General features: G+C 59.2%; 21 protein-coding genes and 1 tRNA gene. 10 read left to right on the forward strand and 12 right to left on the reverse strand.

Annotation, left to right across the window (positions count from 1 at the left end; translation table 11 throughout):
- Positions 1-36: 36 nt before the first annotated feature.
- Entirely contained in the window at positions 37-1,398 is a 1,362-nt protein-coding gene (locus tag PSDT_RS02425; protein WP_006289845.1) for an FAD-dependent oxidoreductase, read from the forward strand.
- Between the two features lie 48 nt (positions 1,399-1,446).
- Here PSDT_RS02425 and PSDT_RS02430 read toward each other — a convergent pair.
- Positions 1,447-1,519: transfer RNA gene (locus PSDT_RS02430), tRNA-Arg, on the reverse strand.
- A 170-nt stretch (positions 1,520-1,689) separates the two neighbouring features.
- On the opposite strand from PSDT_RS02430, the gene PSDT_RS08405 reads away from it, so the two are divergent.
- The 4 genes from PSDT_RS08405 (at position 1,690) to PSDT_RS02445 (ending at position 3,110) form a co-directional block, all read left to right on the forward strand.
- Complete coding sequence (locus tag PSDT_RS08405) at positions 1,690-1,869, forward strand: NUDIX hydrolase (protein ID WP_050755057.1); 180 nt, start codon at positions 1,690-1,692, stop codon at positions 1,867-1,869.
- A gap of 3 nt (positions 1,870-1,872) precedes the next feature.
- On the forward strand, positions 1,873-2,208 hold the full coding sequence (locus PSDT_RS08410) for an NUDIX domain-containing protein (RefSeq protein ID WP_006290583.1): 336 nt from the start codon (positions 1,873-1,875) through the stop codon (positions 2,206-2,208).
- A 174-nt stretch (positions 2,209-2,382) separates the two neighbouring features.
- Positions 2,383-2,877 carry a DUF2975 domain-containing protein gene (locus tag PSDT_RS02440; RefSeq protein ID WP_006289846.1) on the forward strand — a complete coding sequence of 165 codons (495 nt, stop codon included), beginning with the start codon at positions 2,383-2,385 and terminating at the stop codon, positions 2,875-2,877.
- Positions 2,874-3,110, forward strand: coding sequence for a helix-turn-helix domain-containing protein (locus tag PSDT_RS02445; RefSeq protein WP_171821005.1), 237 nt, complete (start codon positions 2,874-2,876; stop codon positions 3,108-3,110). The genes PSDT_RS02440 and PSDT_RS02445 overlap by 4 nt, the downstream gene beginning before the upstream one ends.
- Before the next feature lie 2 nt (positions 3,111-3,112).
- On the opposite strand, the gene PSDT_RS02450 is transcribed toward PSDT_RS02445, so the two are convergent.
- The 9 genes from PSDT_RS02450 to xseA all read right to left on the reverse strand — a co-directional run bounded on the left by PSDT_RS02450 (position 3,113) and on the right by xseA (position 9,380).
- The gene (locus PSDT_RS02450) at positions 3,113-3,769 is read right to left on the reverse strand and encodes a nitroreductase (RefSeq protein WP_006289849.1); all 657 of its coding nucleotides are present in this window, start codon (positions 3,767-3,769) and stop codon (positions 3,113-3,115) included.
- A gap of 167 nt (positions 3,770-3,936) precedes the next feature.
- Positions 3,937-4,527 (reverse strand): hypothetical protein, encoded by a 591-nt coding sequence (locus tag PSDT_RS02455; protein ID WP_006289850.1) that lies wholly within the window; start codon positions 4,525-4,527, stop codon positions 3,937-3,939.
- A gap of 74 nt (positions 4,528-4,601) precedes the next feature.
- Positions 4,602-5,234, reverse strand: coding sequence for a hypothetical protein (locus PSDT_RS02460; RefSeq protein ID WP_006289851.1), 633 nt, complete (start codon positions 5,232-5,234; stop codon positions 4,602-4,604).
- A gap of 63 nt (positions 5,235-5,297) precedes the next feature.
- Positions 5,298-6,566 carry a hypothetical protein gene (locus PSDT_RS02465; protein WP_006289852.1) on the reverse strand — a complete coding sequence of 423 codons (1,269 nt, stop codon included), beginning with the start codon at positions 6,564-6,566 and terminating at the stop codon, positions 5,298-5,300.
- Positions 6,563-6,841, reverse strand: coding sequence for a YwqI/YxiC family protein (locus PSDT_RS02470; protein ID WP_006289853.1), 279 nt, complete (start codon positions 6,839-6,841; stop codon positions 6,563-6,565). The genes PSDT_RS02465 and PSDT_RS02470 overlap by 4 nt, the downstream gene beginning before the upstream one ends.
- A 33-nt stretch (positions 6,842-6,874) precedes the next feature.
- A complete protein-coding gene (locus PSDT_RS02475; protein ID WP_006289854.1) occupies positions 6,875-7,174 on the reverse strand; it encodes a hypothetical protein in 300 nt (99 codons plus the stop codon).
- A 60-nt stretch (positions 7,175-7,234) separates the two neighbouring features.
- Positions 7,235-7,609 (reverse strand): hypothetical protein, encoded by a 375-nt coding sequence (locus tag PSDT_RS02480; RefSeq protein ID WP_006289855.1) that lies wholly within the window; start codon positions 7,607-7,609, stop codon positions 7,235-7,237.
- Between the two features lie 73 nt (positions 7,610-7,682).
- Positions 7,683-8,009, reverse strand: a complete 327-nt coding sequence (locus tag PSDT_RS02485) for an exodeoxyribonuclease VII small subunit (protein WP_006289856.1) — start codon at positions 8,007-8,009, stop codon at positions 7,683-7,685.
- Between the two features lie 78 nt (positions 8,010-8,087).
- Entirely contained in the window at positions 8,088-9,380 is a 1,293-nt protein-coding gene (gene xseA, locus PSDT_RS02490) for an exodeoxyribonuclease VII large subunit (protein ID WP_006289857.1), read from the reverse strand.
- Between the two features lie 195 nt (positions 9,381-9,575).
- Here xseA and PSDT_RS02495 point away from each other — a divergent pair, with 195 nt between their 5' ends.
- The 5 genes from PSDT_RS02495 to glnA all read left to right on the forward strand — a co-directional run bounded on the left by PSDT_RS02495 (position 9,576) and on the right by glnA (position 18,523).
- A complete protein-coding gene (locus PSDT_RS02495) occupies positions 9,576-14,426 on the forward strand; it encodes an acyl-CoA dehydratase activase-related protein (RefSeq protein ID WP_006289858.1) in 4,851 nt (1,616 codons plus the stop codon).
- Positions 14,423-15,205 (forward strand): hypothetical protein, encoded by a 783-nt coding sequence (locus tag PSDT_RS02500; protein ID WP_006289859.1) that lies wholly within the window; start codon positions 14,423-14,425, stop codon positions 15,203-15,205. Before PSDT_RS02495 ends, PSDT_RS02500 begins: the two co-directional genes overlap by 4 nt.
- 178 nt (positions 15,206-15,383) lie before the next feature.
- A complete protein-coding gene (locus tag PSDT_RS02505) occupies positions 15,384-16,460 on the forward strand; it encodes a zinc-ribbon domain-containing protein (protein ID WP_006289860.1) in 1,077 nt (358 codons plus the stop codon).
- Between the two features lie 46 nt (positions 16,461-16,506).
- Entirely contained in the window at positions 16,507-17,154 is a 648-nt protein-coding gene (locus tag PSDT_RS02510; RefSeq protein ID WP_223293609.1) for an HD domain-containing protein, read from the forward strand.
- 25 nt (positions 17,155-17,179) lie between these two features.
- On the forward strand, positions 17,180-18,523 hold the full coding sequence (gene glnA, locus PSDT_RS02515) for a type I glutamate--ammonia ligase (RefSeq protein ID WP_036737446.1): 1,344 nt from the start codon (positions 17,180-17,182) through the stop codon (positions 18,521-18,523).
- A gap of 5 nt (positions 18,524-18,528) precedes the next feature.
- Here the strand turns inward: glnA and hrpA are convergent, their stop codons facing one another.
- Together hrpA and PSDT_RS02525 are read right to left on the reverse strand one after the other, a co-directional pair.
- Complete coding sequence (hrpA, locus tag PSDT_RS02520; RefSeq protein WP_006289863.1) at positions 18,529-22,563, reverse strand: ATP-dependent RNA helicase HrpA; 4,035 nt, start codon at positions 22,561-22,563, stop codon at positions 18,529-18,531.
- Positions 22,560-23,312, reverse strand: coding sequence for a class I SAM-dependent methyltransferase (locus PSDT_RS02525; RefSeq protein WP_006289864.1), 753 nt, complete (start codon positions 23,310-23,312; stop codon positions 22,560-22,562). Before PSDT_RS02525 ends, hrpA begins: the two co-directional genes overlap by 4 nt.
- Positions 23,313-23,389: the final 77 nt, after the last annotated feature.

Here is a 23,389-nt window from a genome sequence, read left to right on the forward strand (position 1 = left end):
TTGAATTGGGCGAGCGGACCTGTATGATGGCGAGCCATGGAACATTACAGCTTCACCAATGTCATCATCGGTTTCGGTAAAGGCGGCAAGACCCTGGCTAAGTTTTTGGCCGGCAGGGGAGAGGAGGTCCTGGTCATCGAGAGATCCGACCAAATGTATGGGGGCACCTGCATCAACGTAGGCTGCCTGCCTTCCAAGAATCTGATCCTCAACGGGCAGAAAGGTCTTCCTTTCGACCAGGCCACGGTCAAGCGCGAGCGGATGACCGAGCAGCTGAGGGCCAAGAATTACCATATGGTGGCCGACGAAGAGACCGCCACCGTCATGAACGGGACAGCCTCCTTCTTGGATGATCATACCCTGGCCGTAAAGTTGGCGAATGGGAAAGACCTGCAGGTGACCGGGGAGCGGATCTTCATCAACACCGGAGCCCGGCCGAACATCCCGGCCGGAGTGGAGCTGGGGCCGAGGATCGTCACTTCCAAAGAAGCCATGGAGCTGCCGACCAACCCCGCCAGTCTGGCCATCGTCGGCGGCGGCCACATCGGTCTGGAATTCGCCGGCATGTTCTCCAGCTATGGGTCCCGGGTGACCGTTTTCGACCATCATCAGCGGCTTCTGATGGATCAGGATGAGGACGTGGCCGCTTTGGTGACGAAGGACTTGATTGACTTGGGAATTACAATCGTCAAAACCAAGCCTTCCTCCATCGTGGATGATGGTTCCCAGGTCCAGGTGACTTATCGGAATGAGGCTGGCGAGTCTGTATCCGCCTCCTTTGACGCCGTCCTTCTGGCAACCGGCCGCAGGCCCAATACCGAAGGGTTGGGCCTGGAGAATACGGGCATCGCGGTGACTCAGAGAGGGGCCATCGCCGTGGACGAGCATCTGCGGACCAGCGTGGACGGCGTCTGGGCCTTGGGGGACGTGAACGGAGGCCCCCAGTTCACCTACATCTCTTTGGACGACTTCCGCATCATCCGCGACCAGCTTGCGGGCGAAGGGAAGAGGACCACGACCGACCGGTTCGCCGTCCCCTCTTCCACCTTCCTCACCCCGCCTTTGGCCCATGTGGGAATGACCGAAAACCAGATCCGTCAATCCGGTTTGGAAGCGGGCAAGGACTACCTGGTTTTCTCCCTTCCTGCGGCGGCCGTTCCCAAGGCTCGCGTCATGGAGAATCAGAGGGGCATCTACAAGATCCTCGTGGACAAGTCCAGTCATGAGATTCTTGGCGCCACCATCTACGCCAATGAGGCCCATGAAATCATCAATATCATCGCCTTGGCAATGAAAGGTCATCTCGCCTACGAGCTCCTGCGGGACATGATCTACACCCATCCGACCATGGCTGAGGCCTTGAACGACGTTCTGGCCAAGCCGGCGGAATCAAAATAAAAGAATAAAAACCACAATAAGAGAAATACAAAAGATGAGATGAAACAGTGCCCTGGATGCGATTCGAACGCACGACACCCGCTTTAGGAGAGCGGTGCTCTATCCCCTGAGCTACCAGGGCACGGGTCTTCGCCTTCCGCTTGTCCAAGTCGCCTTGTCAAGGCTCGTCGGCGAACACCATCCTCTATGATACATGCCCCCGCTACCTTGCGACGGGGAGGCTGTCGTCACTGTCGTCGGGAGCTGCATAAAATGGGGATCCGCTCAAGAGAACGACCCGGGGAGGTCTTTATGGAATTGTGTGATCTGTATTCGAAAGACCGGGTCCGGCTTGGACGGACCATGGTCCGTGGGGACGCCCAGCCGCAAGGGACTTTCCGCATCATCGTCCATTCCTGTCTTTTCAATTCCAAGGGGCTGATGCTGGTCCAGAAAAGGCAGGGCACAAAGGAATCCTGGTCCAACCTATAGGATATGACGGCCAGCGGCAGCGCCATAGCCGGAGAGACCAGTCAAGAAGCCATGGGACGGGAGCTCTTCGAGGAGCTGGGAATCCGGCATGATTTCAGATACGATCCTCCTTTGCTGACCGTCACGGAAAACGGTTGCTTCGATGACATCTATCTCTTCAAAGCCGACTGCGACCTGGATCGGCTTGTTTTGCAGGCGGAAGAGGTGCAAGAGGTCTCTTGGGCGGATGCTGACGGGATCAAGAGGATGGTGGTCGATGGGTCTTTCATCCCTTACCCGGCAAGTTTCATCGACTGCTTTTTCATTACGCCAGGAATGGGACGAACCCTGAAGGCGTGATTTTTATTCCTGAGGCTTCTTGATGGCTGCTTTTTGGCGCCTCCTGATTCTTTGACCCCTTCGTGTACCGCAAGAGAGAGAAATTATCGAAATACGATAAAGATATATTGAAATTCGATAAATTTTGTGATATCATGACTGTGTCAACCGATCAAGCCTTAGCAGGAGTGTGAAATGAACGCAAATCCGAAAACGAAAGTCTTCCGTTTTCTACGGGTAGCCATCGTCGTCATCGCCGTTCTTTGTCTACTGTTCTTCTTCCTCGTCCTTCCTTGGGCGGGTCAGGCCATCAAAGCGGAGAACCCGGAGTTCTCATGGGCCTTCTGGCCGTGTCTCCTTTACGCTTGGTGCGTTTCCATCCCCATCTTCCTCGCCCTCTGGCAAAGCTGGCGGATCAGCGGAAGTCTTACCGAACCTTTGAAGGCCTTCACGGCCGGCACTTGCCGACGCCTGCGCCTGATCGCCCGTCTCGCTTACGCTGACGCGGCCATCATCTTCCTGGGCGCGCTCCTGCTGGCCATTCCCAACGCCGCGCAACCCTTCTTCGGCTATGTCATGGTCCCCTTGGGCATCCTGGCCAGTCTGGTCATCGGGGTCATCTTCCAGGCGCTGAGCCACGTGACCGCCCAAGCTACGGGTCTGCGGGACGAAAGCGAGCTGACGGTCTGATGATTGTCTGCACTCTTGATGTCATGTTGGCCAAACGGAAGATGAGCCTGACCGAACTGTCGCAAAAGGTGGGGATCACTTTGCCCAACCTGTCCATCCTGAAGACCGGCAAAGCCAAAGCCATCCGGTTCGAGACCCTGGCCAAGCTGTGCCAGGCCTTGGAATGCCAGCCGGGTGACCTTTTCGGGTTCCAAGTGGAGGGGCCTGATGGAACCGGTCTGGTCCAAGCCTGATTTCAGTCTTTGATCACCAGATATTGGCCAATCCCCTCGCGCTGGGGATGAAGAAGATTGAAGGGGGAGTCGCCGGGATGACCAAGCGCGATTCCTACAGCCAAGGCCTGGTCATCCGGGATGGAGAATTCCGTCCGAATCTCCTGAGGGTAACGGACGAATTCATAAGCGGGGATGGAATCAAGGCCTTTGTCTTTCGCCGCCAGCATGAGCGACTGGCCGAATGCCCCCAGATCATAGGCGGGCCAGAGGTTGTCCACGCGAGGGGCGGTCAGATAGGCGACGGCAGGCGCCCGGAAAAGCCCGGTTTCCGCCTGAGCCCATGCCTCCGGGTCTATCCGATGGGCCTCTTGCAGGGCGGCCAGGGTTTGGCGGAAGTCAGCCATGTGGCGAGCCGATTCCTGCCCCCACTGGTCACGATGCATGATGGGCCAATCCGCTTGCGAGGGGTCTCCCTTTTCCACATGGCGCATGTGGGACTCTTTGATGCGGTCCAAGGTCGCGCCCATGGCCACGTAAACATGCCAGGGCTGGGCGTTCACCCAGCTGGGGGCGTGACCGGCCAAACGGACGATTTCCCTGATGGTTTCAGGGCTGACGGGCTTAGGAGAGAAATCACGCACCGAATGGCGCGCTTTCATGACATCTGTAAATTCCATATCCTTATTATGACTCGCTCCTGCCGACGAGTTGAGGGTGATTTCCGCTTGCATCCCGTCTTTTATTCTCTCTGGGTGGAATTCTGTGGTTGCATCAAAGCCGAAAATCTGAGCGGAAGATGGGCCTGAGGAATTCGTGGGCGGAAAAGCGCCGCAGGGACCCTCCTCTACGGGTTTGATTGATGAGAGGGAGAAGCCTCCGGGCTTGCGCTGGTCAGAGTCAGCGAATCGGCGATTGAGGCGAACTCGAACATGGCGTTCCGCGAATCCGGGATCGGGCAGACCATATTGATCAGAGCCTCCTTCTGGCTGGCGACGCCGATGGGAAAAACCAGAAGGACCCCATACCATTCCTTGTCCGGAGAGGCGAAAGAGTACCGCATCTGGCCAAGAGCGGAACCCATGTCATCCTTCAGAGGGCGGAAGGCCAGGTCATAATCCTTGAAAAGCGGCAGGGAACGGGTGAAGAGAATGTGATAGGAATTCAAGCGTTCGCTCAGTTCAGCCTTTCCCCACTCCTTGCCCGTCTCCAGGCAGTGGAGGAAGGTCTCCGGGCATCTCCCGCTTCGATAGAAGACGCTGGAGGAAGACTCGTCCGGCGTGTCGGAGAAGACTCCGCTCTTCTGGTCGGGTTCCAGGTTGTCGTTGCCAGGGGATCGCGTGACTCCTGGCAACGGAGGGAGGTCCTGGTCCCACACCGAATAATTCTCCGGTAAATCTATGGTGATTCTATCGTGGAAAAGGGTCGTTTTCATCATGCGTTCCTTTCTGTATAAGTCCGCTCTGTATAAGTCCGCGCTTGCGAGGAGGCGGGTTTTCCGTTGTGTTTCCTCTATTTGAGGATTTTTAGTGGCCAGGTAATTCGGGGTTGTTTCCAATAGGAAAATGTGAGTTTGCGTTTTCCTGTGTTGCAGTTGTAGATGGTGGTGGTCATGTCCCAGGGGCCGGTGTGGCCGGTGATGTAATAAAGGAAGCCGTAGACGTTGGGGACGCCACCTATTATCGCTAAGTACGCCTCCATGCTGGCTGTCTCGTCCATCCATATGTCGATCCGTTTGTAGTCGGGGCTGACTTTGTAATGGTATTTCGGGTTGTCGTTGAGGAAGGGGGCGGAGACCGTCGAGAGGAATTCCTTGCCGTTGCGGATCATCCGTGTGCGTTGGGCTGGGGTCACTTCCATGATCACCGCCCCGTTTTTCGTGGGGTACGATCTCTTCGTTTTCACGCTTAGCATAGTGTGAAATGTCTTTGCGAATTGTTTAGGCGTGAGTTTTACCTGGCGGATGAAGCTGGCGTCGAAGGTGATGGTGACCAGTTGTTGGGCTGGCCGGGCGGCATGGTCGTGGGCGTGCCGGACGCCGTAGGTGATGCCCCCGGCGAGGATGAGGGTGAAAACGATGACGATCGCCCAGACGAATCTTGGAATCGTATTACGCCATCGTGGAGTGTTTCTGTCTTTTTCCATTATCGGTGCTTTCTGGGTCTTGCTGATTTCTGAAATAGTCTGCTAATGTGTGCATATATATTTTTATGCAGCGATAAGCGCGAGGTAGGGCGCGTAATGGGCCAAAATCGCGATGAAGCCTATAACGGTCCCAGTCATGACTACGCCCTGGGTCACGGCTTGGGCGGTTTCGGGATCGACATCTACCTCCGGGAGCGTTATTTCGGGCATTGTTATTCGTGGAATGGAAGGCATTGTCAGCATGATGGGAAATGGTGCGGGGACGGGAGACGCCGGCACTGGTATTTTGCCCCAGCCGGACTGATGGACGCTGGCTTCGATTTTCGTTTCGCTGCTGATGTTTGTCTTATCGAGGTCCGTCGAAACCTTATAGCTGAAATGGACTGATTGTTTAGGTATATTACCACCGCGCGTAATCGTATAGGTAGTATTTTTATTCGATAAACTTAAACTCTCTTCGAACGTTCCATCCGTTCCCGAGGAAGTGGAACTACTCGTTGTCCAACCGCCGGCAAGCTGGGGATCGGTTCCCTCGGGATAGTTTTGGAGGGGAACATCTGGTCCTTCGGAGTCCGCGTGCAGGCCGTCTTCGTCCCAGCTGAGACTTCCCTTGCCGAATTTCAGGTTCTTCATGGCGAGAATGTCCATCTTTTGGCGGGAGATCGTCCGTGAGACGTAAGGCTTGTCTTTGTCTCCGGTCACGGAAACGGTGTATGTCAGTTGAAGGTTCGGGCCGAGGGGGATGGTCCACGAGCCTTCAGCCGAGGACAGGTTCGTGGATTGCAGCCAGACGGGAAGAAGGTCATCCATGAAGCTTTTCTGCCCCTGCTGGTCCATTTTCCCGAAGTCCTGGGCGGTCAGGCCTTTGTCGGCCAGCTTGTTGAGCAGAATCTCGTTTTTCTGGTATCGGGAGAAATCATCTTGCATCCTGCTGACGCCAGCCGGGGTGAAAGAGCCATTCGACGGACTGACGGTCCCCGCCAGTTCCTTCAGCAGACGGGTGAGGGAAAGCAGGTCGGTCCTGACGGCGGCAAGACGGGAGGCGTAAGCGTCGTTGTCGGCGTTCACCGTTTTCCATATCTTCTCAATCGTCTGGCGGGAGGTGTTGTTCTGATCGATGATCCTTTTATGATAATCCTGGATATCAATGGCCGTCCCATGCATATACGCCTGCTTGAGGTTATCGTTCTCCTCGACGCCATTCGGCTCATTGTCGCCGCACCAATCCCAGAAACGTTTATACCAGGGCGCGTCGGCGGGGACGGTGACCTCTTTGACAACGGCTAAAAGGCGTTTTTTCGTGGCGGCTGTGAAATCTCGCGTCGGCATCATCTGACACCTCCGAATCCCTGCGCGGCGTTCGCGTCCGCGCCTTTCATGCTGTTCAGGACATTCTGATAAAAAGCGGCTGAATTGCTGACCAGGGTGAGCAGCGCCGCGCGCGCACCGTCGAAATCCTCCTCCAGCAGGAGGGCGGTCTTTTGCGCGGAACCAGTGCCCTCGCCTTTATCCGTCTTCTTCACAGTCGTTCGCAATGAACTTTCCAATTTTCTCAGTTTCGCGACCTGACTGGCCAGTTCTTTTCCATCGATGTTGATCTGGGTCACAAGTCCTTCTTCTTGTAGGGAATCCTTGTCTTTTCAGTAGAGATATTGGTCGTCGTGGTCCACCTGGAGAACGAAGCCGTCGCAGATCTTCTTCCCCCGGCTTCCGGCGCCATCCAACTTGCCCTTGATTTGTTTGGCGAGAGCGATGAACTGGGTGGTCGCATCATGGACTTCTCCGCTCGTCACCGCATGATCGGCGATATCCTGAAGAATGGTCAGATAGCTGCCGAAAGCCTCCTCCAGCCGCCTCCCCTGAGTGGAACAATTCTTACCCGCCTGTGTGAAAACCTCATCCTTGATGACGAGTTCGGGGTCTTCTCCTGAGACGCTCATCCTTCCTGCTCCAATCTGTCTATCCGCTGGCGAAGATGGTTCTCATCCGCCCGCAGGGTATCAATTCAACCTGGTCAGATGACTTATACGCAGCCGAGTCTCTTCAATATCGTCAGCGAGCTTCTTCAAAGTATGGGTGAAGCTGTCGGAAGCGGCGAAAGCGGAATTCCCGTTGACGACGCTTTCCATACGCTGACAATAGCCCACCGCGATACGGCTGTCGACTCCCGAGGATTTCAAGGCGAATAAAACCGACCGACGTTGGTCCTGGGCCGACTCGAACCCCTTCCTCCAGCCGTCGATCTCCTCTTGGAGGTCAAGAAGCCGCAGGAGACGTTTCTTCGCTTCGGACAGTGCGGCCCCGCGTCGGTTGACGGCATTGCCCGGATCGGTGGCCTGCGCCTGAAGGGCGTTGATGTAAGCGATTGATTCCATGTTCTCCTTTCTCTACTTGCAACGGTCATCATGCATCAACGTTGAATCGTAATCAGATGGGAGGATATCGATCTCACGCTTGTTCCATATTGCCCTGGGTCCCGGCGGAAGCGCCTGCGGCCACCTGGTCGGCCTGGGCGGCGTCGAGTTTGGCACGGACGTCGTCGAGCAAGGTTTGCGCTCGCTTGGCCAGGGCCTCCCCCAACTCCCACTGGTGAACGGAGTCCTCCAGATCCAGGCCGCCGGTTTCCAATGTCTGGACGACCTGGACCAGTCGATCGCGGGCTTGCTCGTAAGACAGGGAAGCGATCGCCTTGGTCTCCTCCTCGGTCAGGGAGGAGGAAACATCCTGCCGCTTGCCGGTCTCTTCCGATTCGGCGCTTGTCTTTGCCATGATCATATTCCTTTGCTTGTCTGTTTATCAGGTTATGCGGGGCGGTGGATAGGGGGCTGTCGCCCCTTGCTCTTCTCGTCTTCCTTATCCTTGGCGTTTCTTCGCTTCCGTCGGCGCTGGTCGCGTCTGGTCGACGGTCGTCGAAGCCTTCCCCCTGTGCAAGGTCAGGATCAGCTTCTGACCTACCGTCAAAAGGGCGGCATCCGAGACGACGTGGCCCTGGTCGTCCTGGACCACCGCATAGCCGCGGTTCAGGGTCGCCTGGGGGCTCAAGGCGGTCAGGCTGGCGTGGAGTTTTTCAATCCGGAAAGAGGCGTCATCCGTCAGGCGACGGACGGCCACATCCAGGCGGCGGACCGCGTCGTCGACCAGAAGCTGGGGACGCTCCACGATACTGCCTGGCCGGGTGAGACTGGGCCGGTTCTTGTAAGCGTCGATGCGCTGTTGTTCGGATGCCAGACGATAGGTCAGACGTTCTCTGATTCTTCTTTGCGCCTCGGCTACCAAGGCCAGCTGTTCCATCACGTCCGGCACCACGCGCTTGGCCGCGTCGGTGGGGGTGGAGGCCCGCATATCCGCCGCCAGGTCGATCAAGGTCCAGTCATCCTCATGCCCGATGGCGGAAACCAGGGGGGTGACGCAGGCCGCCGCAGCCCGGACGACCCCTTCATCGGAAAACCCGATCAGGTCTTCGAAAGCGCCGCCGCCGCGGGCCACGATGATCACGTCGATCGTCGGGTCGGCGTCCAGCTTCCGAATGGCCGCGATCACTTCCTCAGGACAATGCTCTCCTTGCACATGCACGTGTTCGATGGTGAACTCAATGGTCGGCCAGCGCAGTTTGGCATTGGTGACCACGTCCCCCTCGGCCCGGGCCTGGGGGGCGCAGATGAGGCCGATCCGACGGGGGAACTCGGGCAAAGGGACCTTGTTCGCCTCATCGAAAAGGCCTTCCCCTTTGAGCTTTTTACGGAGCTCCTCGATCTGCTGACGGAGGTCCCCCTTGCCCACCCGGCGGATGTCATCCCCGATGAGGCTGAGACTGGTCCTTTTCATCCAGATCTCAGGACGGCCATGGACGACCACCTTGTCCCCCTGGACGAACTGAGCGGCCTGATAGGCGAAGTTCCGCCAGCCGGAGACCTGAACGGTCACCTCTTCGGTGTTGTCGCGCAAAGTCATGTAAACCGAGCCAGCCCGGCGGGTATTGATTTCTTGGATCTGCCCTTCCACCCAGGTGGCCGGCCAGTTTTCCACAGCCTGATGCCATTTTTGGCTCAAATGGGCCACGGACCAGGGATTGTCCGGGGTGGTGTCGCGGGAAAGGGCCGGCTCCTGCTGGGGGCCTTGCCCCATGGTCGTATCCGAATTCAACATATCTTCATTTTAGCGATTCAGGCCTACGACCCGGTTAGACATCGGGCTGGAGATAATTCAGGGCTGACGGCCGCAGGCGGGAGGCCGCCGCTTTCAGCTTTCAGATGGAAAACGACACGCACAGGGGCTTTTCCGGCCGAATCCGCGGGTCCACAGGGGCAATCCCTTCGATAGTATAAGGGCAAAGGAGGCGTCATGACCGCAATTCGCATTGGCATGGATGTTGGATCGACCACCGTCAAAGCCGTCGTGCTCGACCAAGGCTACGGCTTCGACGCCGAAGGCCAGCGCATCCATCAGCCTTTCAGCCAGGACGACCCTCAGGTCCTTTTCGCCGATTACCGCCGGCATCACGCCAATGTGAGGGCGACCGCCCAAGAGCTCCTGACCGATATCCATCAGACCCTGGCCGCGGCCGGACGGGGGGAGGAGCCGGTCCAACTGGCCATCACCGGGTCAGGGGGCATCAGCCTGGCCGACCATATCCATGTCCCTTTCATCCAGGAAGTCATCTCCGAGACCGACGCCATCGAAGAGGCCTACCCCCAGGCTGACGTGATCATCGAACTGGGCGGGGAAGACGCCAAGATCACTTACCTCAAGCCGACCCCTGAACAGAGGATGAACGGTTCCTGCGCAGGAGGCACCGGGGCTTTCATCGACCAGACCGCCACCTTGCTCGACACCGACGCCGAAGGGCTCAACAATCTGGCCAAAGACCATAAGGTCCTTTATCCCATCGCCTCCCGTTGCGGGGTCTTCGCCAAATCCGACCTCCAGCCCCTCATCAACGATGGGGCCGCCAAACCGGATCTGGCCGCTTCCATCTTCGCCGCCGTGGCCACCCAGACCATCGCCGGCCTGGCCAATGGACGCCCGGTCAAAGGGACCGTGGTCTTCCTCGGCGGCCCCCTCTTCTTCATGAGCGAACTGCGGGCGGCCTTCCAACGGCTGCTCTCTGACCGGGTGGACGACTTCATCACCCCCGAATCCGCCCATCTGTACGTGGCTTATGGGGCTGCCCTGGCCGCCTCCAACCCCGACTCGGCCGACATCCCGGCCGCCGCCAAGAAATGGCATGAAGAAAGCGGGCTTGACATCTTCGCCCCCCGGACTTGCAGGCAGCTTTTGGACGACATCGACAATCTGAAAAACCTGCCTTCGGAGAACCGGACCATGAGGCCCCTTTTCCTGACTCCGCAGGAGAGAGAGGAATTCGGCCGCCGGCATGGCAAAGAGCATGTGGTCGTAGGGACCTTGGAAGGAGCTCAAGGCCCGCATTTCCTAGGGATCGATGCCGGATCCACCACCATCAAGGCCACCCTGATCAACGATGACCAGGAAATCGTCTGGTCCTCTTACGGGGCCAACGAAGGGTCCCCCTTGCTGGCGGCGGCGAACATCATCAAGGAAATCGAAAAAGTCCTGCCGGCCGAGGCCTACATCGCCCGTTCCTGCACCACCGGCTACGGGGAAGGGCTGATCAAGGCCGGATTGCATTGCGACGAGGGGGTCGTGGAGACCATGGCCCACTACCGTGGGGCCGAGATCGTCAGCCCCGGGGTCACCTCGGTCATCGACATCGGCGGGCAGGATATGAAATACCTGTCCATCGACGACGGGGTGATCGAATCCATCTCCGTCAATGAGGCTTGCTCGGCCGGTTGCGGTTCCTTCCTGCAGACCTTCGCCCAGTCCATGGACCTGACCATCGACGAATTCACCCAAGCCGCCTTGCGCTCCCAGGCCCCGGTCGACCTGGGCTCCCGCTGCACGGTCTTCATGAACTCCTCGGTCAAACAGGCCCAGAAGGAAGGGGCCAGCATCGAAGACATAGCCGCCGGGCTGTGCTATTCCGTGGTTCGCAACGCCCTCTACAAGGTGATCAAACTGAGGGACACCAATGACCTAGGGGATACCGTGGTGGTCCAAGGAGGCACCTTCCTGAACGACGCCGTCCTGCGGGCCTTCGAACTCTTGACCGGCCGTCAGGTGGAAAGGCCCAACATCGCCGGGCTCATGGGGGCCTATGGTTGCGCTCTGACCGCCCGCATGCATTACGACGAGGACGAAGCCTCCGGAAGCGGCGAAGCGGATGGCGGCCAGCCGGCCAGGACCTCCATGCTGTCCGGAGACCAGCTGGACCAGCTGAGCATGACCACGGAGAGGGATGTCTGCAATCTCTGCCAGAACAAGTGCAAGCTGACCATCACCACCTTCCAGGACGGGTCCCGCTATGTGACCGGCAACCGGTGCGAACGCGGGGGAGACAAGAACAAAAAGCGCTCGCCCCTGCCCAACATGTATGACTACAAGTACAAGCGGGTCTTCGGCTACCGTCGCCTGTCCGACAAAAAAGCCACCCGCGGGGCCATCGGCATTCCCCGGGTGCTCAACATGTATGAGAACTATCCCTTCTGGTTCACCCTCCTGACTAGTCTGGGATTCAAAGTCGAGCTTTCCCGCAGGTCCAGCCACGAGCTCTTCCAGAAGGGGATCGATTCCATCGCTTCGGAGAACATCTGTTATCCGGCCAAGCTGGCCCACGGCCATATGAAGGACCTGCTGGACAAAGGCATCACCACCATCTTCTACCCGTGCGTCTTCTTCGAAGAGGAGCTGGCCCCCGACCAAGACAACAAGTTCAATTGCCCGATCGTGGCCAATTATCCCGGAGTTATCGGGGCCAACATGGAGGAGCTGAGGGACCCGGCCATCCGCTACATGCATCCCTACTTCAACATGGCCAATCCCGACAAGATGGTGGACCGGATCGTGGAGGAGTTCGCCTGGGCCCAGGTCAGCCGGGAAGAGGCGGAGAAGGCCGTGGCCGCCGCCTACGCCGAAGACAAGATCTTCAAGCATGACGTGCGGATGGAAGGCCTGCGGGCCCTGACCTATATGAAAGAGCACGGCCTGAGGGGGATCGTCCTGGCGGGGCGGCCTTATCATGTGGACCCGGAGATCAACCACGGCATCCCCGAAGCCATCTGCACCATGGGGATGGTGGTTCTGACCGAGGATTCCGTCTCCTGGCTGGAGCCGGGACGGAAACTGAACTTGACCCCCTTCATCGGCGAAGAGGAGGCAAACCCCCGGCTTCATACCAAGGACGGCTTCCGCCAGGTGGATGACGGGTATGACCCTTACAACCTGCGGGGGGCCAAACTCATCTCCGATGGGCAGGCGGCCCTGGGATTGGCTTCGCGGCCTGCCGGACTTGGGTCAGCTGGACTCGGGTCGACCGGCCAGGCGACTTTGCAAGGTCGATCCAAGACCGCTTCCGGCGACTATGCCACCGTGGCCGAATATGATGACCCCCTCCAGGAGGCTTTCGATTCCTCCCATCAGGTCTACGCCGACAGCCAGGGAAGTCGGCCTCCTTTGCGGGTCATGAACCAGTGGGCCTATCACGCCCGGCTTTACGCGGCCGCCCGCTTCGTCTCCCAGTATCCCAGTCTGGAATTGGTCCAGCTCAACTCCTTCGGCTGCGGGCTTGACGCCATCACCACCGATCAGGTGCAGGAGGTCCTCGGGGAGAAGGAAGACGTCTACACCGTCCTCAAGATCGACGAAGTGAGCAACCTGGGCGCGGCCAAGATCCGCCTGCGGTCCCTCAAGGCCGCCGTAGAGGAAAGGGCCAAACGGGCCTCCGGGGCCACGACGACCACCGGTTTCCACCGGACGGTCCGCAAAGGCGCCACCATGTCCAAATACGCCAGAATCGTCCCCTTCACCAAAAAGATGAAGAAGACCCATACCATCCTCCTGCCTCAGATGTCGCCCGTCCATTTCGGCCTTCTGGAATCGGTCTTCCGTTCCGGGGGCTACAAGGCGGAGCTGCTGGAACACGCCTCCAAAGCCGATATCGAGTTCGGCCTGAAATACGTGAACAACGACGCCTGCTATCCCTCCATCCTGGTGGTCGGTCAGCTGGTCAACGCCATCGCCGAAGGCCGGTATGACCCCGACCATGTGGCCCTGGCCATCACCCAGACCGGAGGCATGTGCCGGGCCACCAACTATTATGGCTTAATCCGCAAGGCCCTGGTGGATGCCGGCTACCCTCAGGTCCCGGTCATCGCCATCTCCACTCAGGGGTTCGTGGACAACCCCGGTTTCAGCATCACCCCCGCCTTGCTGCACCGGGCGGTCAAGGCCCTCTATCTGGGGGATCTGCTCATGAAAGTCCTCTACCGGACCCGGCCTTACGAACAGGAGGCGGGGTCGGCGGACCGGCTCTACGCCCGCTGGGATGCGATCGGCCGCGAGACTCTGGAACATCACGGTTTTTCCACGACCGCGAAGAAACATTACGGCAGGCCCTATCTGACTTACAGCCAACTATGCCGGGGCATCGTCCGGGCCTTCGACTCCCTGCCTTTGCGCCGCATCCCCCGCAAGCCCCGGGTCGGCGTGGTCGGCGAGATCCTGGTCAAATACCAGCCGGACGCCAACAACAACGTGGTCAGGGTGATCGAGTCCCAGGACTGCGAGGCCGTGGTCCCCGGCATGATGGAGTTCATGACCCAGACCATGTACTCCTATACATGGAACCAGCGGGTTCTGGGGCAGGACTTCAAGGCCGTCCCCGTGCGCAAACTGGCCCGTTTTCTGGCGGAGAAATACCGGAACGTGGTGGAGAAGGCGCTCGCACTCTCCCATGGCAAGTTCTCCCTGGACGCGACCATCCCTGAGCTTATGGAGAAGGCCCAGACGGTCACTTCCATCGGCGTCCAAGCGGGGGAGGGGTGGCTTCTTTCCGCGGAGATGGTGGACTTGATCGAGACCGGGACCCCCAACATCATCTGCGCCCAGCCTTTCGCCTGCCTGCCCAACCATGTGACCGGCCGGGGGATGTTCCACGAGATCCGTCGGCAGCATCCGGAAGCCAACATCGTCTCCATCGACTACGATCCCGGTTCTTCCGAGGCCAACCAGCTCAACCGCATCAAGCTGATGATCGCCGCGGGGAAGAAATCGGCGAAGAAGGCCAAAATGGCCGAACCGCTTGGTGAGGGAGCCTTTGCTAAGGTGGGACTATGAACGAGGCAGATGACATCAACGAGACGAACGGCTCGGACGACATGGGTGGCTCGAACGGTCCGAATGATTCAAAGGGCCCGAAGGGATTGAACGGTTCGAACGACCAAGGCAAGATGAACGAGGGTAACCGCCAAAGAAAGGGCGAAGAGAGGGAAGACGAATTGTCGGACGAAGAGATCGACAAGGCCTTGTCCGACTTCGAAAGCGAGTTCGCCTCCTTCTCGGCGCACGACGGTTCTTCGGGTCAGGACTTGGGCGATGATTGGGGTCAGGACTTGGGTGACGGCTTGGATCAGGACTTGGACCAGCTGGAGGATTTCGATGAGCAGCTGCAGGGGATCTTAGGCAATAAGGCCAAAGTCGCCCTTCTCATCACCCAGTTGCGGTCCGCCCGCTTTCTCGCCGCCTTGTGCAAGCTTTCCCAGATTTCGGCTCTCTGTCTTGACTCTCCACAGGGGGCCTGCGCCATTCTGACCGACTTGGACGGCGATCGGCCCGAACAGGCCGCCAAACAGTTGACATCCATGGTCAACGGATTCGGCTTGGTCTTGGCCGTCAATCGGGCGGACAAGGTGGACATGCACTTGTGGACCGGAGGGCAGGAAGGCGACTCCTTCGCCCCTCCTCTGGTGCTGTCTTCCACCGCCCTCTTCGTCGAAGACCTGCTGACCGGGTCCCTCTCCCTGAAGGACTTGCAGGAGCAGGGGGCGGATCTGATCGATAGCGGGAAGATGAGCCAGGTGGAGGCCTACGAGGTCATCGGCGAATTCCTTAAGTGAATTAGCGGATTTCAATGAATTTCTGTAGATTACCATGAATCTCTGTAAATTTAAGTGAAACTACCTGCCGCCTTGGCCGCCCGTTTCATCTTTCGTCGCTTCAAGCCTTCTTTGAGCCGCCCCTTCCGGTAGAATGTGAAAACGATAGTGCCCATTTCTACCTGAAAAGGAGAGAAGTATGACCAACCAGTATCCCGATCCCGCCCCGACGGGCCAGCCTCAGCCCCAACCGATGGGACAAGCCGGTCCGATGGATCAACCTCGGCCCCAGCCGGCGCTGGGTCAGCCCAATCCGGCCTGGCAGTCTCAGCCTGAGCAGCCCAACCCCATGAATCCGATGGGTCAGCCACAACAGCCCCAGCCGGCGGCCGACGTCGACGTCACCGATATGATCCTGCCCAAGACCAATAACGGTTTCTACGATTCCCTCGGCATGGCGGATTCCCGGTATTTCGTTCTTGGCGGCATGCGGCAGAACTTGTTGAAGCTGATCGCCTATGCCGGAGCCCTGCTCGTTCTGATCGGGGTCTTTCTGCCGGCGGTCACCGTGAAAGCCAACATCGGTACCACGGAGAGCATGTCCGTGTCTTTGATCAAGTCAAAGGATGGGATCGACTTAGGTATCGTCATCCTGATTCTTGCCGTGGTCGCGGTTGTCTTCACGGTCCTGCGTAAGAAGATCTTCACCACCATCGCCTTCGCCACGTCCATCGCGGCCTTGGTCATGACCGTCATCTGCATGGCGGTTGAGGCGAATCAGATTTCCCAAGCCAAGTCGGCCCTCTCCGCTTACGGGGCTCTGGCCTCGGCTGCTGTGAGCGTCGTTTCCGGTCCTGGCCCTTGGATCACCCTGCTGGGATGCCTCGACATGGTCGTCGCCACTCTTGGTTTGTTCCTTTTGGATGGTCAGAAGCGCAAGGCCCTGGGGCTCCTGGGTTCTTTGCCGACTTTCTCCACCCGGCAGGCGTCGAATCAGCAGCCCGCCTTCCAACAGGCTTCTTTCCAGCAGGCCTCCTACCAACCGGCGCAGAACCAGCAGGCATTTGCCCGGCAAGCGTCTGATCCGCAGGCGCAGAGCCAGCCGAATGCCTTCCAGCAGCAGACTCCTTTTATGGGAGAGACCCCGGAGTTCAACGCTTCCGAGGCCGCCACCCCTGCGCCAGGCGCTTCCGGCCCGCTCTGCCCCCAGTGTGGAGCCCCTGTCAAGTCTGACTCCAATTTCTGCACCTCCTGCGGCGCCTCTCTGAAGGCCTGAACGAATCAGACGGGTCTTCACGAAGAGGGCCCCGATGGAGCCGGACATGAATCATGAAGCGATCATTCAGGCGGCCAAAGACTATGTGACCGCGCTGTTTTCGCAGGATTTCAGCGGTCACGACGTCGGCCACACCATGCGGGTCTATAGGATGGCGACGTCCCTGGCCCGATGCGAAGGGGCCGACCTGTTCACGGTCCAGCTGGCCGCCCTGCTTCATGACGCCGATGACATCAAACTATCCCCTCAGACCTATGAGAACAAGGACCATGCGGTCTCTTTCCTCCTGGGGCAAGGGGTCGATCGGGGCTCGATCCGTGGCATCTGCCATATCATAGACCAGGTTTCCTTCAAAGGGACAGGCGGGGTCATCCCCGACAGTTTGGAAGGCGAATGCGTCCAAGACGCGGACCGGTTGGACGCTCTGGGTGCCATCGGCATCGGCCGGGCCTTCGCCTACGGGGGCAGCCGCCACCGGCCCATGTACGACCCTGACATCCAACCCCGTCTTCATATGGATGAAGAGGAATACCGGTCGAACGAATCCACGACCATCAACCATTTCCATGAGAAGCTCTTCAAGCTTCGTGCCTTGATGAACACGCAAGCGGCGAAGAGGATGGCCGCCAAAAGGGAACGTTTCATGCGGGATTTCGTCGACGAGTTCCTGCTGGAATGGGATGGTGAGCGGTAGGCCCAGCCTGCGCTATGCTAGGACTATGAACGCGCAGCAAGAATTCGTCCTTCGCTCGGTCGAGGAAAACGACATCCGCTTCGTCCGCCTTTGGTTCACGGACGTACTCGGCCAGCTCAAGTCGGTGGCCATAGCCCCGGCGGAGTTGGAAGATGCCTTGGAAGAAGGGATCGGTTTCGACGGGTCCGCCGTGGAAGGCCTCACCCGCGTATCCGAAGACGACATGCTGGTCAAACCCGACGCCTCCACCTTCCAGATCCTCCCCATGGAAGGGGCCGACAAGGCCGGCCTGACGGCCCGGATGTTCTGCGACGTGCTCACCCCTGAAGGAGAACCCAGCCTGGGCGATTCCCGCCATGTGCTGAAGATGGCCCTGGATAAGGCCAAAGAGAAGGGTTTCAGCTTCTACTGCCATCCGGAAATCGAATTCTATCTTTTCGAGCAGCAATCCGACTGGACCAGACCCCCGGTCCCCATCGACGAAGGGGGATATTTCGATCAAGTCCCTCGGTCCTCCAGTATGGATTTCCGCCGGGCCGCCGTCAGCCAGTTGGAACAGTTGGGGATTCCGGTCGAATTCTCCCACCATGAAGCGGGGCCGGGCCAGAACGAGATCGACCTGCGTCATGCGGACGCCTTGGAGACCGCCGACAACGTCATGACCTTCAAAACCTTGGTCAAAGAGATCTCCTTGGACCGGGGGATCTACGCCTCCTTCATGCCTAAGCCTCTGGTCGACCAGCCCGGGTCCGGCATGCACACCCATCTTTCCCTGTTCGAGGGGGATTCCAACGCCTTCTATGAAGCCGGCGAAGAGTTCAACATGTCCCGGACGGCCCGGCAGTTCGCTGCCGGCATCCTCTACCATGCCCAGGAGATCACCGCGGTCATGAACCAGTATGTGAATTCCTACAAGCGGCTCTGGGGAGGGGCGGAAGCCCCGTCCTACGTCTGCTGGGGGCACAACAACCGGTCCGCCCTCCTGCGGATTCCCCAGTACAAGCCCGGCAAGACCGACTCCGCTCGGATCGAGTTCAGGGCTTTGGATCCCACCTGCAATCCTTATCTGGCTTTCGCCCTCCTGCTAGCCTGCGGGGTGGACGGGATCGACAAGCAGATGGAATTGGAGGAGCCGACCACCGATGACGTCTGGGACCTGACCGACGGGGAACGCATGGCCATGGGCATCCAGCCTTTGCCCGGATCTTTGGATTCGGCCTTGAAGCAGATGGAGAAGTCCGACTTCGTGGCCCAGATATTGGGAGAGCACGTCTTCGAGTACTTCCTGCGTAACAAGCACGCCGAATGGAGGCAGTACCGCCAACAGGTGACCCAGTACGAGCTGGCCCAATATCTGCCCCGGCTTTAGGAATCCTAGCTGGCCAAAGCCTTCTTCATCCTCTGCAGGCTGATTGGATGCGGGGTCCCCAATTCCTGGGCCCACAGGGAAATCCGGAATTCCTCATACATCCAGCGAATCCTGACCTCGGTTTTCACAGCCTGGTCATGCTGCGGCCCAGCCGGGGTCTTCCCGGTCAGGGCGTGGGTCCGATCGACCAGCCCATGAGCCTCTTCCGCCTCCCAAGCCCATTGCACATCCCGGGAAGCGTTGGCTTTGGCCTTCTGCAGACGCATGAGGTCGGCTTGGCAATAGACGTCGATTCGGGACAGGTTCTCGGCCGGGGTCTCGGCTATATAGCCGGGATGGACCAGGCTGGCCAGATGCTCCTTGATCGATTGCTGCACGGACAGCAAGTGCAGACTGACCGTCCCCGTCACCGCCTTTTCCGCTTGGGCGTAAGACTCCAGGCCTTTGATCACATCTTTGGCCACCGAGTAAACCGTATCCTCATAAATATCGGTGACGGAGGAGATCCTTTCCTCCAGCTGGGCGTCCGAGGAGACCGAATCCACCTGGGGCAGGAGCCGCTTGATGGCGGCCATTTGGAGGTCCGCCACCAGGTCAGCCGTGGACTTGTAAGGGGCGGAGGCCAGCATGAGGGCTTCCTTGCCCAACCAGCGGGAAGAGATCCGCTCCGCTGGCAGTTCCAGCTTTTTCGCCGCTGTCTCCCAGAGCATGACGGCCTTGGGTTTGGAGGAGGCTCCCGCCTGGGTCAGCATGGTCGCCTTGGCCACGTGTTTGCCTTGGGCTCCAGCCTTGAGGGCTTGTCTCTCCACTTCTTTGCGGGCTGACGCTTGGGCCGCTTGGGCGAAACGCAGCTGCAGCTCTTTCAGGTCTTTGGATTCCCCCAGAACCTGGGCCCGGGAAGCGCTGGAGGATGAGAAAAAGGCTCGCTCGGCTTGTCCCTGGCCTTTGCGATTCAGGCGGTCGCCTTGCCTGTGGCCCTTGGAATCTTTCTCCACGCTGAAAGTCATGCGGACGAAATCAGGCAGGCGATTCCTCTGCTCCTGGTTGAAGTCCTGAGGATGAATATCGGCTCCGGCTACAGCGATGGCGGCCTGAGTGAAGGCATGGGTGAAGTCGGAATCCTCCGGGAGGGAATCCTCATGGTCCAGGAGCCAGGTCTTGATCTTCGCCGCCGTGTCGGGGGCGGGGATGAGCTGGACCCGGATGGATTTGGGCAAGGATTTGATGGTGGCGATGATCAGGTCGTCCAGCAGACCGGGCACGTTCCAGGAGAACTCTTCCGGTCGCAGGCGGGACAAGGCTGACAGGGGGATGTGGACGGTGACCCCATCCTTGTCTGAATGAGGGTCGTACAGGTAGGTCAAAGGCAGGTCAATCTGGCTTCCATCAGTCCCGCTGGCATGCCAGATATTGGGGTAATCCTCCAGACGGAAGTCGCTGAGCGAGTTGGAGGAAAGCCGGTCCACGGCATCGGCCGAGAAATCCAGAAGGTGGGGATAGGTCCCATGCTCCTTCTTCCACCAGGAGCCCAAGGCGGCCAGAGTGGTCACCGATTCAGGTAGGCGGGAGTCATAGAAATCAAAGAGGTCATCATCGGTGATGGTCCGGGCGATCCGGCGGGTCCGGTGCGATTCCTCATCGGATTCCCGCAGGACGTTCAAGTTGCCACTCACGAAGGAATCATAAGGAAAACGCTGACGGATGTCGCCTTCCACCAGGCCTTGGCGGATCAGGAATTCGCGGGCCTGGGCGGGGTTGACCGAGGCCCATTGCACCGGCCGGTTCTGGACGATGGGCAGGCCGTAAAGAAGCACGGTCGATTGGGCTATGGCCGCCCCGGCCGTCGCCGACCAATGAGGTTCGGCGTAAGTGGTCCTGGTCAGGTCCTTTCCTAATTCCTCCGCCCACTCGGGTTGGATGGCGGCCGCGGTCCGAGCCCACAGGCGGGAGGTCTCCACCAATTCTCCGGCCATCACCCAGGCCGGGGTGGATTTGAAAACCGTGGAAGCAGGGAAGATGGAGAAGCGGATTCCCCGAGAGCCTTGATAATTGTTCTTCGACGCCTTTTGCGCCCGCTTGATGGCCCTGGCCCTTTGCGCCCCGGACAAGCCGGAGAAGTCGGAAGCCTTGGGCTCCCTGACCACCTGCATGCCGAGCGAACTCAAAAGACCGGCCAACATGGATTGATGGACGCCGTCAGCGTCCCAGGAACAACAAAGGCTATGGGCGGCCTGCTGGTTGTCGGGCAGTTGGCGGATTTCCAGGTCAGGCCGGCTGATGGGGTAGGGGTCGTCCAAGGTCCACCGCATGTCTTTGCAAACGGACCGCAGTTGGCTGTAAAGGTCTTTCCACTGGCGCATTCGTAGGAAGTTCATGTACTCGTTCTTGCATTTGCGGCGTAGGGCGGAGTTGCTCAGGTCTCCATCCGCCTGGAAGAAGGCGTCCCAGATATTGAGCATGGTGAGGAAATCGCTGGAAGGATTAGCATAACGGTTATGCAAGCGGTCGGCCTCGTCCGCCTTCTCTTCCGGCCTCTCCCGAGGGTCCTGCAGACTGAGGAAGGCGACGATCACGAGGACGGAGGCTAAAGTCCTAGGGCTGATCCGGGAGGCTTGGATGATCATGCGGCCCAGGCGGACGTCGATGGGTATCCGGGCCAGGCGGCGGCCGATGCCGGTCAGCCGGATATCCCCCCGCTTGCGTCTGATGGCCCCCAGTTCGGCCAGCTCATTGAAACCGTCGGTGACCGACCTCATGTCGGGAGGGTCGATGAAGCCGAAATCGGTGATGTCCTGGGCCGTATGGGCTACTCCTATCGAGAGCATCTGCAAGACCACGGCCCCTAGGGAAGTGCGCTGGATCTCCGGGTCGGTGAAACGGGGCCGGGACTCGTAATCGGCCTGGGAATAAAGGCGGATGGCGATGCCGTCGGCCACGCGGCCGCATCGGCCCGCCCTCTGGTCGGCGCTGGCCTGGGAGATGGCCTCCACCGGCAGCCTCTGGACCTTGGCCGCCTTGGAATAACGGGAGATACGGGCGAAACCGGGATCCACCACGAAGCGGATGCCGGGAACGGTCAAGGAAGTCTCGGCCACATTGGTGGCGATAATGATCCTTTGCCGGCTGTGCTCTTCGAAGACCTTGTGCTGCTCCTTGGCGCTCAGACGGGCGTAAAGGGGGACGATCTCCAAGGAATCAGGCCGGCGGGGGTCGGTTCTTTTGGGCCCCAGGGCCTGGGAGATGGCATCCGCGTACTCGTGGATATCGCGCTCGCCGGAAGCGAAGACCAGGATGTCACGGGGGCCCCGCTCCCGGGCGGACAAGACCACCAGCTCCATGCAGGACCGGGCGACGGCGGCAGGAACGTCCGAAGGGTCCGCAGCGGAATCGGCGAAACCGGGGACCAACTGCATCAGGGCGGGGAAGCCGCCGGTCGGTTCATAAACGATCTCCACCGGATAAGTCCGCCCGCTGACCTCGATAACCGGCACTTCCTTGCCGATGACCTGGCTGAAATGGTCCTGGAATTTCTGGGAATCAATGGTAGCCGAGGTGATGATCAGCTTCAGGTCCCGCCTTTTATGCAGGAGCTGGCTCAGATATCCCAAAAGGAAGTCGATGTTGAGACTGCGTTCATGGGCCTCATCGATCATGATGGTATCGTAGGCGGTCAAAAGCGGGTCTCGCTGGATGTGAGCCAAAAGGATGCCATCGGTCGCCACGCACAGCCGAGTGGAAGCCGAACTTTCATCGGTGAAACGCACCCGGTAGCCGATTTCCCCGCCCAGTTTGGTCTCCATCTCGTCCGCTATGCGCTCGGCCACGGTTCGGGCGGCCAGTCGGCGGGGCTGGGTGAGCATGATCTGCTTGCCGTGGGTGCCCCGGCCCAGTTCCAGCAGCATTTTGGGGATCTGGGTTGTTTTTCCGGAGCCGGTTTGACCGCTGACGATGACCACCTGGCTGGACCGAATGGCGGCCATGATGTGCTCGCGGGCTTCGCTGACCGGCAGCTCGGAAGGGTAGGAGAAGACCAGACTCATGCCTGCGCCTCCGCGGATTCTTCCGATCTTTCGTCGGCTACTGGTCCGCCGGCAGCCTTATTGGCTGATTCCCCAGCTGTCATCCCTGGTGTATTCGTCTCGGAAGACCGATGGACCTCGATTACCCGGTATCCTTTGGCTGAAGCTTTTTTCCTGACCGAAAAATGGTCGTCGAGATGCTGGGCCAGCCAGGGGACCAGGGAATCCGCTCCCAGATTCTTCTGAACGACCAGATAGGCGTAACCTCCCTCAGCCAAGCGGGTCAGGTAAGTCGACAGCAGGGCGTGGAGTTCCTCCTTGCCTACCCGGATGGGAGGGTTGGACCAGATCAGGTCGAACCGGGCCTCTTCCCAGGCCTGTCCGTAGTCCGCTGCCAGGCTCTCGGCCGTCCCAGCCTGCACCGAAGCCACGTGATTGCGACGGGCGTTGGCCTTGGTCAACTCGACGGCCCTTTCGTTCACATCCAAGGCCCAGACCGTGGCCTGGGGGTATTCGCGGGCCAGGGCCAGGGAAATCGGACCCCAGCCGCAACCCAGGTCCAAGCAGTTTTTCACCCGGTGACCTTCGGCCTCGTCCGCGGCCCTACCGGGCACTTCCTTCAAAAGGACCCTGGTCCCCAAATCCAGCCGATGGGAGGAAAAGACCCCATGGGATGTCTCCACGGTCGTGGGGATCCCCTGAATGTCTACCTCGATGACCTGGCGGCTGTCCTCTGAGGAAGGCTGGGCGGAAAAGTATTGGTCTGCCATGGGGTCCCCCTAAAATCGATAGCAGAAAGTCTTCATATCCGTCGTCATTATATCCGTCAAGCAGCGAAAAGCACCGA

Source organism: Parascardovia denticolens DSM 10105 = JCM 12538 (genome assembly GCF_001042675.1).
Taxonomy (GTDB): domain Bacteria; phylum Actinomycetota; class Actinomycetes; order Actinomycetales; family Bifidobacteriaceae; genus Scardovia; species Scardovia denticolens.